This is a genomic window from Streptomyces sp. NPDC097619, assembly GCF_040302735.1.
GTDB lineage: Bacteria > Actinomycetota > Actinomycetes > Streptomycetales > Streptomycetaceae > Streptomyces.
On the sequence record NZ_JBEOSD010000102.1, the window covers coordinates 1 to 12,951 of the forward strand.

The 12,951-nt window shown below is 72.9% G+C and carries 11 protein-coding genes and 3 tRNA genes; 6 read left to right on the forward strand and 8 right to left on the reverse strand.

Annotated elements, in window-relative coordinates; genetic code table 11:
- Positions 1-317: 317 nt before the first annotated feature.
- The 3 genes from ABTZ17_RS24640 (at position 318) to ABTZ17_RS24650 (ending at position 4,720) form a co-directional block, all read left to right on the forward strand.
- Positions 318-2,006 (forward strand): M48 family metalloprotease, encoded by a 1,689-nt coding sequence (locus ABTZ17_RS24640; protein WP_352197876.1) that lies wholly within the window; start codon positions 318-320, stop codon positions 2,004-2,006.
- Positions 2,007-2,241: 235 nt separating this feature from the next.
- Positions 2,242-3,723, forward strand: coding sequence for a N,N-dimethylformamidase beta subunit family domain-containing protein (locus ABTZ17_RS24645; protein WP_352197877.1), 1,482 nt, complete (start codon positions 2,242-2,244; stop codon positions 3,721-3,723).
- Between the two features lie 94 nt (positions 3,724-3,817).
- Positions 3,818-4,720 carry a phosphoribosylaminoimidazolesuccinocarboxamide synthase gene (locus ABTZ17_RS24650; protein ID WP_352197878.1) on the forward strand — a complete coding sequence of 301 codons (903 nt, stop codon included), beginning with the start codon at positions 3,818-3,820 and terminating at the stop codon, positions 4,718-4,720.
- Between the two features lie 44 nt (positions 4,721-4,764).
- Here ABTZ17_RS24650 and ABTZ17_RS24655 read toward each other — a convergent pair.
- The 8 genes from ABTZ17_RS24655 to ABTZ17_RS24690 form a co-directional block, all read right to left on the reverse strand.
- A tRNA-Gly gene (locus tag ABTZ17_RS24655) sits at positions 4,765-4,837 on the reverse strand.
- A gap of 22 nt (positions 4,838-4,859) precedes the next feature.
- Positions 4,860-5,471, reverse strand: coding sequence for a response regulator transcription factor (locus ABTZ17_RS24660; RefSeq protein ID WP_352197879.1), 612 nt, complete (start codon positions 5,469-5,471; stop codon positions 4,860-4,862).
- Positions 5,468-6,709: a sensor histidine kinase gene (locus tag ABTZ17_RS24665; RefSeq protein ID WP_352197880.1), complete on the reverse strand. Its 1,242-nt coding sequence runs from the start codon at positions 6,707-6,709 to the stop codon at positions 5,468-5,470. The genes ABTZ17_RS24660 and ABTZ17_RS24665 overlap by 4 nt, the downstream gene beginning before the upstream one ends.
- Before the next feature lie 97 nt (positions 6,710-6,806).
- Positions 6,807-7,571: an ABC transporter permease gene (locus ABTZ17_RS24670; RefSeq protein WP_352197881.1), complete on the reverse strand. Its 765-nt coding sequence runs from the start codon at positions 7,569-7,571 to the stop codon at positions 6,807-6,809.
- Complete coding sequence (locus ABTZ17_RS24675; RefSeq protein WP_352197882.1) at positions 7,568-8,491, reverse strand: ABC transporter ATP-binding protein; 924 nt, start codon at positions 8,489-8,491, stop codon at positions 7,568-7,570. The genes ABTZ17_RS24670 and ABTZ17_RS24675 overlap by 4 nt, the downstream gene beginning before the upstream one ends.
- A gap of 206 nt (positions 8,492-8,697) precedes the next feature.
- Positions 8,698-8,770, reverse strand: a tRNA-Gly gene (locus tag ABTZ17_RS24680).
- A 79-nt stretch (positions 8,771-8,849) separates the two neighbouring features.
- Positions 8,850-8,921, reverse strand: a tRNA-Gly gene (locus ABTZ17_RS24685).
- An 88-nt stretch (positions 8,922-9,009) separates the two neighbouring features.
- On the reverse strand, positions 9,010-9,327 hold the full coding sequence (locus ABTZ17_RS24690) for a histone-like nucleoid-structuring protein Lsr2 (protein ID WP_352197883.1): 318 nt from the start codon (positions 9,325-9,327) through the stop codon (positions 9,010-9,012).
- 326 nt (positions 9,328-9,653) lie between these two features.
- On the opposite strand from ABTZ17_RS24690, the gene purS reads away from it, so the two are divergent.
- The 3 genes from purS to purL are packed head-to-tail and all read left to right on the forward strand — an operon-like array spanning position 9,654 to position 12,828.
- Positions 9,654-9,899, forward strand: a complete 246-nt coding sequence (purS, locus tag ABTZ17_RS24695) for a phosphoribosylformylglycinamidine synthase subunit PurS (RefSeq protein ID WP_352197884.1) — start codon at positions 9,654-9,656, stop codon at positions 9,897-9,899.
- Positions 9,900-9,901: 2 nt separating this feature from the next.
- The gene (purQ, locus tag ABTZ17_RS24700) at positions 9,902-10,582 is read left to right on the forward strand and encodes a phosphoribosylformylglycinamidine synthase subunit PurQ (protein ID WP_352197885.1); all 681 of its coding nucleotides are present in this window, start codon (positions 9,902-9,904) and stop codon (positions 10,580-10,582) included.
- A complete protein-coding gene (gene purL / locus ABTZ17_RS24705) occupies positions 10,579-12,828 on the forward strand; it encodes a phosphoribosylformylglycinamidine synthase subunit PurL (protein WP_352197886.1) in 2,250 nt (749 codons plus the stop codon). Before purQ ends, purL begins: the two co-directional genes overlap by 4 nt.
- Positions 12,829-12,951: the final 123 nt, after the last annotated feature.

Sequence of the window (12,951 nt, forward strand, 5' to 3'; positions counted from 1 at the left end):
GGCCTCCAGCCAGGCGCGGGCATCGGCGGCGTGCACCTCGACGCCGCAGCCGGCGGGCAGCGGCAGCGCCCCGGGCCTTCGCGTGCGAGTGCATCCGGCCGCGTTCGAACGCAACACCTTTGCCCAAAGCCATTCCATCGGGTGACGCTGAGCCGTCCGGCTGACTGGCGCCGAACTCCCAACTAGGGTGCCGCGCAAGGATTCCGGCACTTGGCCCACCGGCATTGCGATGTCGGTGGCCAGTGCCACAGTGGGGGAGTGACCAAAGCCGCCGCAGGGCACCGAGGGGGTGACGTCCGGCCGTGTCCGGAACCGCTATGGGAATCGAAGTGGGCGCCTTGAGCGCGCGCTCCCGGGCGCTGGCCGTACTGCGCCTGCGCTCCCGGGCGCTCGCCCTGGCGCTGCTCCCGGCCGCCGTCGCGGTCGTGCTCGTCTCCGCCCGTTCCACGGGCCGTCTGACGGGCGGCTTCTGGTACGCGGCGATCTGGGTGGTCGCGGTGGTCGGCGGGCTGGTCCTGCTGGCCGCCGGGGTGTTCGGCGCGGTGGTGCGGCACGCCCGCCCCGCGGTGACGCCCACGGTGGAGGTCCCCGAGCGGGCCGCCCCCGACCTCTACCGCCTGGTCCGCGACCTCGCGGACCGGATGGGCGTGCCCGCGCCCTCCGCGATAGCCCTGACCCCCGATTGCGACAGCTGGCTGGAGGACCGCACCCACCGGGCGCACCGCCGTGGCCGGGCCTCCGGGGCGGACGCCCCGGAGGGGGCCGCCGGTGCCGCGCCTGTGCTGGTGATCGGTTCGCCCTTCCTGTGGTGGATGCGGGTCGCGGAGCTGCGGGCGGTGCTGGCCCCCGTGGTGGCGGGCACCGGTCCCTCGGCGCACCCCGACATAGCCGCGGCCCGGCGGTTCGTGGCCGGGCTGGACGCCGCGGTGGACGTGGCCCGGCGGCCCGGCCTCGGCTGGGTGGGTCGGGTGGGTCGGGCGCTGATGGAGCGGTGCCGGGCCGATGCCGCGGAGATGGAGCGCGGGGTGGCCGCAGCCGCCTCGGAGCGCGCCCAGTCGGTGGACTACGGGCTGCGGATCGTGGCGCAGGAGCAGGTGGGGCTCGCGTACGCGGGCTGGGACCGGCTGCTGACCCGCGTGGCGCTGCCCGCCTGGCGGATGGGCCGGTGGCCCTCGCGACTGGACGCCGGGGTGGTGTCGGCGCTGACCGAGCTGTCCCGCCGGGACCGGCTGGCGGAGGGCTTCGCCTCCCGCTTGGGCGACCGTCCCGCCTGTGACCTGCTGGAGGAGCCGGGGGTCGTCGACGAGGCGGCCTCGCTGCTGGCCGCCCGGTTGTTCCACGGCGGTCCGGCGGTGCCGGGTCCGGAGTGGGCTCCGGTGGACTGGCAGGAGTACCCGGAGGAGGTCGTGGACCGGAAGTGGCGGCTGGAGGCGGCCCGGCTGCACGAGGCGCTGGACGTGCTGGCCCTGACCGACCGCCACGCGAGCGGTGCCCCGCGGGCGGACCGTTCGGCCGCCGCCGTGGCCGGTCCGGGTGCCCCGGCGGCACCGGGCCCCGGCGCCCCGGCGGGTCCCGGGTCCGTGCCGGCCGGTCCCACGCTGGAACGGGTGATCGGCTGCCTGAGCGGGGCCGATCCCACCCTCGGCGAGGTGCTCGCGGGCCGGCTCGGCGCGGAGGCGGCGCGGGCCGAGGCGGTCGCCCCGGATCCCGACCGGGCCCGGGGCGGGGACGCGATGCCCCTGTTCCCGTTGCAGCCGCCGCGCAGCGGCCGGGACCTGCTCGCGGACCACGTGACGGCCATGGTCTGCTGCGCCGCGGTGGACTCGGCGGGCGCGGCCCCCGGCCTGGACTGGCTGGACGGCCCCGTGTTGCTCGTGGCCGGCAAGCGGGCCGCCGATCTGGGCCCGCGGGTCCTGCGGCTGGTGGAGGAGGGCGATCCGGAACCGCTCCGGAGCTGGCTGGCGGAGACGGGCGTACGGCCGGAGAAGCCGGTCAGGCTGGTGTGACCGCGTTCCGGTACGGGCCCACGGGGTTCGTACCGGAAGCGCGGCCCCGGCGCGCGGGGAGGGGAGACCCCGGGGCACCCGCCGCACCCACCCCCGGAGCTGGGGCTTCCGCTTCTCGTCAATTCGCGACGAACGGTGACGGCATGCGTGCGTAATGTGATGTGCTGGGACCGGTGGCGGACAACCGCGCACCAGGGCGGAGCCCGCGTTCGGGGGAGCGAGGGAGGGGAGCGGCATGGGTGCGGACCGGATCAGGCGGTGGGAGTCGGGGGCGCTCGCCCACGCGGTGACGGACCCCTTCGGGCAGGGCCCGCTGCCCTGGTTCCGCGGCAGCGAGCTGTACTTCGGCGACACCGGGCAGGTGGTCCCCTGGTACGTGGACCGCGCCGCCGCCCCCGGGCTGCCCCCGGGCACCCGCGAGCGCACCGGCGGCCCCCGCACGGCGGACGACGTGCACCGCCAGATCAAGGGGTTCACCTCCACCGGCACCGTCGCCCCCGGCGAGGCCATCGACTTCCGGATCACCGTGGATCCGCCCCAGCCGTTCTCCGTGGACGTCTACCGCATCGGGCACTACGGCGGGGACGGCGCCGCCAAGATCCACTCCAGTCCGATGCTCTCCGGGATCGTGCAGCCCGCCCCGCTCGCCGCCGACCGCACCGTCTCCTGCCACCACTGGTGGCTGTCCTGGCGGCTCCAGGTGCCCTCGTACTGGAACCCGGGCGCGTACGTGGCCGTGCTGACCACCGCCGACGGCTTCCGCTCGCACGTCCCCTTCACCGTCCGCGACGACCGTCCCGCGGACCTCCTGCTCCTGCTGCCCGACGTGACCTGGCAGGCGTACAACCTCTACCCGGAGGACGGCCGGCTCGGCGCCAGCCTCTATCACGCCTGGGACGAGCGGGGGCGGCTGCTGGGCGAGTCGGAGGCCGCCACCACGGTCTCCTTCGACCGCCCCTACGCCGGCGCCGGACTCCCCCTCCACGTGGGCCACGCCTACGACTTCATCCGCTGGGCCGAGCGCTACGGCTACGACCTCGGCTACGCCGACGCCCGCGACCTGCACGCGGGCCGCGTGGACCCCTCCCGCTACCGCGGCCTGGTCTTCCCCGGCCACGACGAGTACTGGTCCGTCCCGATGCGCCGGGCCGCCGAGGCCGCCCGCGACGCCGGGACCTCGCTGGTCTTCCTCTCCGCCAACAGCATGTACTGGCAGGTGGAGCTGGCCGCCTCGCCCTCCGGGGTCCCCGACCGGCTGCTGACCTGCCGCAAGCGCCGCGGCCCCGGCCGTCCCGCCCTGTGGCGGGAGGCCGACCGCCCCGAACAGGAGCTGCTCGGCATCCAGTACGCCGGCCGGGTCCCCGAGCCCGTCCCCCTGGTGGTCCGCAACTCCTCCCACTGGCTGTGGGAGGCCACCGGGGCCGAGGAGGGCCAGGAGCTGGAGGGGCTGGTGGCCGGGGAGGCCGACCGCTACTTCCCCCGCACCCAGCTGCCCGCGCACCAGAGCCGCATCCTGCTCGCCCACTCTCCGTACCGCGACGGCAAGGGCACCCGCCGGCACCAGGAGACCTCGCTCTACCGGGCCCCCAGCGGCGCGCTCGTCTTCGCGGCGGGCACCTTCGCCTGGTCCCCGGCCCTGGACCGCCCCGGGCACGTGGACGAAAGGATCCAGCGGGCCACCGCGAACCTCCTCGACCGGATCTGCAAGCACGACTGACCGGCCCGGCCCCGCCGGACGGGCCCCCTTGCCGGTGATCGGGGACGGGTGCGCGAGAATCGGGGTGCTTCATACAGAACCACAGGGAGACACCGTGTCCGGATTCGTCGAAAAGCCCGAGCCGGTCCAGGTGCCGGGCCTCGTCCACCTCCACACCGGCAAGGTGCGCGAGCTCTACCGGAACCGGGCCGGTGACCTCGTGATGGTCGCCAGCGACCGCATGTCCGCCTACGACTGGGTGCTCCCCACGGAGATCCCCGACAAGGGTCGGGTCCTGACCCAGCTCTCCCTGTGGTGGTTCGACCAGCTCGCCGACCTGGTCCCGCACCACGTCATCAGCACCGAGCTGCCCGAGGGCGCCCCCGAGGACTGGGCCGGCCGCACCCTGATCTGCAAGAGCCTCGACATGGTCCCGGTGGAGTGCGTGGCCCGCGGCTACCTCACCGGCTCCGGCCTCGCCGAGTACCGGGTCTCCCGCACCGTCTGCGGACTGGCCCTGCCCGAGGGCCTGGAGGACGGCTCCGAACTGCCCGCCCCGATCTTCACCCCGGCCACCAAGGCCGCCGTCGGCGAGCACGACGAGAACGTCTCCTACGAGGAGGTGGCCCGCCAGGTCGGCGCCGAGACCGCCGCCCTGCTGCGCCGCACCACCCTGGACGTGTACGCCCGGGCCCGCGACATCGCCCGCGAGCGCGGCATCATCCTCGCGGACACCAAGTTCGAGTTCGGCTTCGACGGCGAGACCCTGGTCGCCGCCGACGAGGTCCTCACCCCGGACTCCTCCCGCTTCTGGCCCGCCGACCAGTGGCAGCCCGGCCGCGCCCAGCCCTCCTACGACAAGCAGTTCGTCCGGGACTGGCTGACCTCCCCCGCCTCCGGCTGGGACCGCGCGAGCGAGACCCCGCCGCCCGCCCTCCCGCAGCAGGTCGTGGACGCCACCCGCGCCAAGTACATCGAGGCGTACGAGCTGCTCACCGGCACCACCTGGAGCCACTGAGACACGAAGAAGGCCCCGGTCGAATGACCGGGGCCTTCACACTGAGCGGACGACGAGATTCGAACTCGCGACCCTCACCTTGGCAAGGTGATGCTCTACCAACTGAGCCACGTCCGCATGCGCCGTAGCGCGCTGCCTACTATACCCAACCTTTCAGGCGGGCGAGACGCACGGCCGCGTGCCGGTTCTCGGCACCCAGCTTCGACACCGCCGAGGAGAGGTAGTTGCGGACCGTCCCCTGCGACAGCCCGGCCCGCTCCGCGATCTCCGCCACGGGCGCCCCGTCCGCCGCGAGTTCGAGCACCTCGGCCTCCCGCGCGGTCAGCGGAGAGTCCCCGGCACTGATCGCGTCCGCCGCCAACTCCGGGTCCACATAACGGCCTCCGGCCTGCACGGTGCGGATGATCTCCGCGAGCCTCTGCGCCGAGACGGTCTTCGGGGCGAAGGCCCGCACCCCCGCCGCGAGCGCCCGCTTCAGGTGTCCCGGCCGGCCGTGACTGGTCACGATCATGGTCCTGCAGGAGGGGAGTTCGGCCCGCAGCACCGTGGCCACGCTCACACCGTCCTGGCCCGGCATCTGGAGGTCGAGCACGGCCACGTCCGGCCGGTGGGCCCGCGCCATCGCCAGGGCCTCCGGCCCCGAGGCGGCCTCCGCGACCACCAGCAGGTCGTCCTCCAAGGCCAGCAGGGCGGCCAGCGCCCCGCGGATCAGGTGCTCGTCGTCCGCGAGCAGCACCCGCACCGGGTTCACGCCTCCACCCCCGGGGCCGCCGGGGCGGGGATCTCCGCGCGCAGCCGGAACCGGCCGCCCGCCAGCGGACCCGCCTCCAGGGTCCCGCCGAGCGAGGCCAGCCGCTCCCGGAGCCCGGCCAGGCCCGACCCCGGAGGTCCGGGCGGCGGCCCGTCCGGCACCCCGTCGTTCTCCACGACCAGCGTCAGGGGGACCCCCGTACCCCCCGACAGCCCGATCGTGCAGCGCCGCGCGTCCCCGTGGCGCAGCACGTTGGTGGTGGCCTCGCGGACCACCCAGCCGAAGGCCGACTGCACCTCCGGGGGCAGCCCGGACCCGCCGGGCACCTCCACCCGACAGTCGATCCCGGCGGCCGCGAGCACCCCGCGGGCCCCCTCCAGCTCCACCGCGAGATCCGCCTCGCGGTAGCCGCGCACCACGTCGCGGACCTCGCGCTGGGACTCCCGCGCGATCCGCTGCACCTCGATCATCTGCTCCACCGCTTCCGCGCGTTCCCGCCGTGCCAGCTGTACCGCCAGTTCGCTCTTCAGCGCGATCACCGCCAGGTTGCGGCCCATCACGTCGTGCAGGTCGCGGCCGAACCGCAGCCGCTCCTCGGCCACCGCGAGCCGCGCCTGCAACTCCCGGGACCGGTCCAGTTCCCACACCGTGCGGATCAGCCAGGCGGAGAACCCGTAGGTGAAGACCAGGGCCGAGGCCCCGATCAGCGTCCCCACGCCGTAGCCCAGCGCCTCGGGGGCGGACAGACCCACCGTCAGCGCGGCCGCCGCGGTGGCGACCCCCGCGGCCGCGGCCACGTACATCATGTGCCGGACCCGCTCCAGGGTCAGCACGAGCGCCCCGGAGGTGAAGCACACCAGGCCCGCGACCTGGGTGGGTCCCACCGGGCCGGGCGGCACCGTGCCGGCGCTCCGCAGCAGCAGGAGGGCGATGACGGCGCCCGCGGTGAAGGCGACCAGCACCGCGGCGGTGCGCGACGGCCGGTCCTCGCGGGCGCCGACCACCCAGTCCAGGGAGCGGGCGGAGAGCACCCCGCAGAGCACGGCGTGCGCGGAGCAGGTCAGGGCGAGGGCGACGCCCACCGGGACGGTCGGGGCCTCACCCTGCCGCGCGGTGAAGGACACCGGGGCGACGAGGAAGATCTCGATCACCACGAAGAAGTGGAAGGACCAGCGGGTGTACAGCTCGATCTTGGCGGCCTGGCCGCGCCTGCTCCACCACCCGGTCAGCTTCGACATCCCGTTCCCCGCTCCTCGTCCGTGGACCCGTGGGTGCGCGTGCGCGCGTCCCCACGGGCCCGTGCTCCGTGCTCCGTGTTCCGTGCTCCGCGCCCGGTCAGCGGCGCGGCTCCCAGCGGAACCACCGGGTGCATGCAAACACGGAGATCACGATCCAGGCCAGGGCGTTGAGGGCGGCCCCGGCGAGCTCGTAGGCGCCGCCGGTGCCGGTCCAGCCGGAGCGGATCAGCTCCATGGCCCCGCTCATGGGGAGGAAGGCGCAGACGTCGGCGACGGGGTCGGGCAGGACCTCCGTGGGCAGCATCATCCCGGAGCCGACGGCGGAGAGCAGGAAGAAGGGCAGGGTGGTGATGCCCGCGCTCTCGACGTTGCGGGTGATGGCGGTGGTCAGCGCGGCGGCCGGGACCAGCAGCACGACGGCCGTGAGCACGCCCGCGAGCAGCAGGAGGGGGCGCTCCGGGGCTCCGGTGTCCAGGGCCACGGCCCCGCCGACGCTCAGCACGAGCACCTGGAGCAGGGCGATCACCACGGGCGGCAGCGAGCTCCCGGTGAGGATCTCCAGGTCGGTGGCCTCGCCGGTGCGCAGCCGCTTGAGGACCAGTTCCTCGCGGCGGGCGGTGTAGGCGGAGACGAGCGCCATGTAGACGACGAGCATCAGCACCATGCCGGTGCCGCCGACGAGGGTGGCCGCGGCGGGCCCCGAGGGCAGGTCGTCGAGGCCGATCCCGGAGACCGAGGAGCGCAGGATGAAGACCATCATCACGGGCATCAGCAGGGCGATGAACAGGTTGTTCTTGTTCCGGCCGAGCAGGGTGAGTTCGGCGCGACCCAGGGCGGCCAGTCGGCCGTGGGCGAGGTTCATCGGACACCTTCCGGGGTGCGGGCGGCGATCTCCAGGAACGCCTCTTCGAGGGAGGCGGAGCGGGCGTCGAGCCCCTCCAGTCGTACGGCCGACTCCTCGGCCCAGCGCAGCAGTCCGGTCAGGGTCTCCTGGAGCCGGTCGGTGCGGATCTCGACCTGCTGCCCCTCGGCGGCGGCCCGCAGGTCGAGCGGCAGTCGGGCGGCGGGCACGTCGGCGGGGAGGCGGAAGCGGATCCGGGCCGGTCGCGAGGCCGTGACCTCGTCCGGGGTGCCCGCGGTGACGATCTCGCCGGCGTGCAGGATGGCGAGGCGGTCGGCGAGTTCGGCGGCCTCTTCCAGGTAGTGCGTGGTCAGCAGCACGGTGGTGCCCGCGTCGCGCAGGGCGCGGACCAGGGCCCAGGTGTCGCGGCGGCCCTCGGCGTCCATGCCGGTGGTGGGTTCGTCGAGGAAGAGCACCTCGGGGGAGCCGAGCAGGGCGAGGGCGAGGTCGAGGCGGCGGCGCTCGCCGCCGGAGAGCTGCTTGACCCGGACCGAGGCCCGGGCGGTGAGCCCGACCTGCGCGAGGACCTCGGCGGCGGGCCGGGCCCCGGTGGTGCAGCCCCGCCACATGCGGACGGTCTCGGTGACGGTCAGGTCGGCGGGGAAGCCGCCCTCCTGGAGCATGACCCCGGTGCGCGGGCGGACCACGGCCCGGTCGGCGTGCGGGTCGAGGCCGAGGACGCGGACGGTGCCGGCGGTGGGCCGGGCCAGACCTTCGAGCACTTCCACGGTGGAGGTCTTGCCGGCGCCGTTGGTGCCGAGCAGGGCGAAGACCTCGCCGCGGGACACGGAGAAGGAGATGCCGCGGACGGCCTCGAAGCCCCCGGAGTAGCCGCGGCGGAGGGCATCGACCTCGATGACGCGCTGGTCGGTGTCAGTCATGGTTCCAGCCTCGCGGCGGTCCGGAGGCGTCGGCAGTGCGCGGTGTCACCGCCCCCGATGACATATGTCATGACGGTGTGGCCCCCGCCACGCGCCGGCGGCCGGAAGGCGGAGCGGGGGAAGGCGGGGCGGGCGGAGGGCGGAGATGTCGGAACACCCCGGAACACGAAGAAGGCCCCGGTCGAATGACCGGGGCCTTCACGCTGAGCGGACGACGAGATTCGAACTCGCGACCCTCACCTTGGCAAGGTGATGCTCTACCAACTGAGCCACGTCCGCATGCTGCCGACCGGCTTTCACCGGGCGGTGCGAGCACCACTCTACCCGATCCACCGGAGTGGTCGGAAAAGTGTTGCAGAGCGGGTGACAGGAATCGCACACTGCGCCTTCCCCCTGGAAGGGGGATGTTCTGCTACTGAACTACACCCGCACGACTTCGGGGTTCTGACCTGCGGTCTCGGCCCCTCGGCGTGATCCACACACTAGCCGATGGACGGGGGTGCTTGGCAAATCGGGGCTCAGTGGGCCTCGTTGTAGGCCTCGTAGATCTTCTTGGGGATGCGGCCGCGGGGCGGCACCTCGTGGTCGTTGGACCGGGCCCAGGCGCGCACCACGGCCGGGTCGGGCGCCAGGGAGGTGTGCTTGAAGGCCTTGCCGGAGCGGGCCTGGCGGCGCCCGGCCGCCACGTAAGGGGCGAGGCTCTTGCGGAGTTTCTTTGCGTTGGCCAGATTGAGGTCGATCTCGTACGACCGGCCGTCGATCCCGAAGACCACCGTTTCCGCCGCTTCTCCGCCATCGATGTCGTCGGAGATCGTGACTACTACGCGCTGCGCCACGGATATCGGTCCCTTCGTGCGACACCACCCGCTCTGACATGGGGTGTTGTCGACTGTATGGATGTTTCGGAGCATTGTTTCCACGCGCCGGATTCCTTGTGGATTCCTTTGTACATCGAATAACGGCGCATTGTGAAGCTCAATTAATCCTGTCCGCGTGTCCCGCCGCAATCCTGTGGACCTGGTTTTCCTGGGGATTTTGCGGAGTGTTGGTGAAGGCGAAACGGGGAGCCGTGAGTGCCGCCGGCATATCTACCCGCGTAGAAATTTCGGCCGGGTACGCTGGCCTCACCGCCTTCGCACCAACCACCACACCGGGAGTGCCAGTGGCACGCGTCGTAGTCGACGTCATGCTCAAGCCGGAGATCCTCGACCCTCAGGGCCAGGCGGTGCAGCGTGCACTGCCGCGCCTGGGCTTCGAGGGCATCGCCGACGTCCGCCAGGGGAAGCGCTTCGAGCTGGAGGTGGAGGGACCGGTCGACCAGGCCGCCCTCGACCGCATCCACGAGATGGCCGAAACGTTCCTCGCCAACACCGTCATCGAAGACTTCACCGTGAAGGTCGAGGCCTGAGGGTGACCACTCGCATCGGAGTCGTCACGTTCCCCGGAACGCTCGACGACCGTGATTCGCTGCGCGCCGTCCGCCTCGCGGGCGCCGAGCCGGTCTCGCTGTGGCACCGCGACAAGGACCTCCACCAGGTCGACGCGGTCGTCCTCGCGGGCGGCTTCTCCTACGGCGACTACCTGCGTGCGGGCGCCATCTCCCGCTTCTCGCCGGTCATGGAGACGATCATCGAGCAGGCGAAGGCGGGCATGCCCGTCCTGGGCATCTGCAACGGCTTCCAGATCCTCACGGAGGCCCACCTGCTGCCCGGCGCGATGCTGCGCAACAACCACCTGCACTTCATCTGCCGCGACCAGAAGCTCCGCGTCGAGAACGCGGACACCGCCTGGACCGGCGACTACGAGCGCGGCGAGGAGATCTCCGTCCCGCTCAAGAACATGGACGGCCGCTACGTGGCCGACGAGCGCACGCTCGACGAGCTGGAGGCCGAGGGCCGGGTCGCGTTCCGGTACCTCGACTTCAACCCGAACGGTTCGCTCCGCGACATCGCCGGCATCACCAACGCGGCGGGCAACGTCGTCGGTCTCATGCCGCACCCCGAGCACGCGGTGGAGCCGCTGGTCGGGACGGGCCGCACCGACGGCCTGCCGTTCTTCACCTCGGTCCTGAAGAAGCTGGTAAGCGCATGACCCTCGACACCGTCACGCACGCGTCGGAGACCCCCGACGCCTCGCAGCCCTGGAAGGAACTCGGCCTCAAGGAGGACGAGTACGACCGGATCCGCGAGATCCTCGGCCGCCGTCCCACCGGCGCCGAGCTGGCCATGTACTCCGTCATGTGGTCCGAGCACTGCTCCTACAAGAGCAGCAAGGTCCACCTGAAGCAGTTCGGCGAGAAGGTCCCGCAGAACGACGCCATGCTCGTCGGCATCGGCGAGAACGCCGGCGTCGTCGACGTCGGCCAGGGCTACGCCGTCACCTTCAAGGTGGAGTCCCACAACCACCCCTCGTACATCGAGCCCTACCAGGGCGCGGCCACCGGCGTCGGCGGCATCGTCCGCGACATCCTCGCCATGGGCGCCCGCCCGGTGGCCGTGGTCGACCCGCTGCGCTTCGGCGCCGCGGACCACCCGGACACCAAGCGCGTGCTGCCGGGCGTGGTCGCGGGCATCGGCGGCTACGGCAACTGCCTCGGCCTGCCGAACATCGGCGGCGAGGTCGTCTTCGACGCCTGCTACCAGGGCAACCCCCTCGTCAACGCCGGCTGCATCGGCGTGATGAAGCACGAGGACATCCACCTGGCCAAGGCCTCCGGCCCCGGCAACAAGGTCATCCTCTACGGCGCCCGCACCGGCGGCGACGGCATCGGCGGCGTCTCGGTCCTCGCGTCCGAGACCTTCGACGACAGCAAGCCCACCAAGCGGCCCGCCGTGCAGGTCGGCGACCCCTTCCAGGAGAAGCTCCTCATCGAGTGCACCCTGGAGATCTTCAAGGAGAAGCTGGTCGCGGGCATCCAGGACCTCGGCGGCGCCGGGCTCTCCTGCGCCACCTCCGAGCTGGCCTCGGCCGGTTCCGGCGGCATGCGCGTCGAGCTCGACACCGTCCCGCTGCGCGACGCGACCCTCTCGCCCGAGGAAATCCTCATGAGCGAGTCGCAGGAGCGCATGTGCGCGATCGTCGAGCCGCAGCACGTGGCCCGCTTCATGGAGATCTGCGAGAAGTGGGACGTCATCGCCACCGTGATCGGTGAGGTCACCGAGGGCGAGCGCCTGGAGATCTTCTGGCACGGCGAGCAGATCGTGGACGTGCCCCCGGGCACCGTCGCCCACGAGGGCCCCGTCTACCACCGCCCCTACGAGCGGCCCTCCTGGCAGGACGCCCTCCAGGCGGACGACGCCGGGAAGCTGCCCCGCCCGCAGACCTCCGAGGAGCTCCGCGCGCAGGTCCTGGCCCTGGTGTCCTCCCCGAACCAGGCGTCGAAGTCGTGGGTCACCGACCAGTACGACCGCTTCGTGCAGGGCAACACCGTGCTGGCCCAGCCCGAGGACGCGGGCATGGTCCGCATCGACGAGGAGACCAACCTCGGCGTGGCCATGGCCACCGACGGCAACGGCCGCTACGCCAAGCTCGACCCGTACGCGGGCGCCCAGCTGGCCCTGGCCGAGGCCTACCGCAACGTGGCCGCGACCGGCGCCAAGCCGCTGGCGATCTCCGACTGCCTGAACTTCGGTTCCCCCGAGGACCCGGGCGTCATGTGGCAGTTCGCCGAGGCCACCCGCGGTCTCGCCGACGGCTGCCTGGAGCTGGGCACCCCCGTGACCGGCGGCAACGTCTCCCTCTACAACCAGACCGGCGACGTGGCCATCCACCCCACCCCGGTGGTGGCGGTCCTCGGCGTCATCGACGACGTCAACCGGCGCACGCCGATGGCGTTCGCCGAAGAGGGCCAGCTCCTCTACCTGCTCGGTGACACCCGCGAGGAGTTCGGCGGCTCGGCCTGGTCCCAGGTCGTCCACGACCACCTCGGCGGACTGCCCCCGAAGGTGGACCTCGGCCGCGAGAAGCTGCTCGGCGAGATCCTGATCTCGGCCTCCCGCGACGGCATGATCGACGCCGCGCACGACCTCTCGGACGGCGGCGTCGTCCAGGCGCTGACCGAGTCCTGCCTGCGCGGCGGGAACGGCGCCCGGGTCGTCGTCCCCGAGGGCCTGGACGCCTTCACCTTCCTGTTCTCCGAGTCGGCGGGTCGGGCCATCGTGTCCGTCCCGCGCAGCGAGGAGCTCCGCTTCACCGACATGTGCGGCGCCCGGGGCCTCCCCGCCACCCGCATCGGCGTGGTGGACGGGGACGCCATCGAGGTCCAGGGCGAGTTCACCCTCGGACTGGCCGAGCTCCGCGAGGCCCACGAGGCCACCATCCCGGCCCTGCTCGCGTAACCCTCACCGCGCGAACGGCCGCACCGTGCCCCGTCCTCCCCGGTGGAGGGCGGGGCACAGGCGTGTCCGGGCCCCGGCGGCACGGCAGAGGCCGGGGCGGTGACGGACCCGGGGACTACCCTC

Bases quoted from the DNA above. Each gene is read 5' to 3' on its own strand.
- ABTZ17_RS24675 (WP_352197882.1), bottom strand. From the start codon at position 8,491: ATGACTGACACCGACCAGCGCGTCATCGAGGTCGATGCCCTCCGCCGC.
- ABTZ17_RS24645 (WP_352197877.1), top strand. From the start codon at position 2,242: ATGGGTGCGGACCGGATCAGGCGGTGGGAGTCGGGGGCGCTCGCCCAC.
- purL (WP_352197886.1), top strand. From the start codon at position 10,579: ATGACCCTCGACACCGTCACGCACGCGTCGGAGACCCCCGACGCCTCG.
- ABTZ17_RS24670 (WP_352197881.1), bottom strand. From the start codon at position 7,571: ATGAACCTCGCCCACGGCCGACTGGCCGCCCTGGGTCGCGCCGAACTC.
- ABTZ17_RS24665 (WP_352197880.1), bottom strand. From the start codon at position 6,709: ATGTCGAAGCTGACCGGGTGGTGGAGCAGGCGCGGCCAGGCCGCCAAG.
- ABTZ17_RS24640 (WP_352197876.1), top strand. From the start codon at position 318: ATGGGAATCGAAGTGGGCGCCTTGAGCGCGCGCTCCCGGGCGCTGGCC.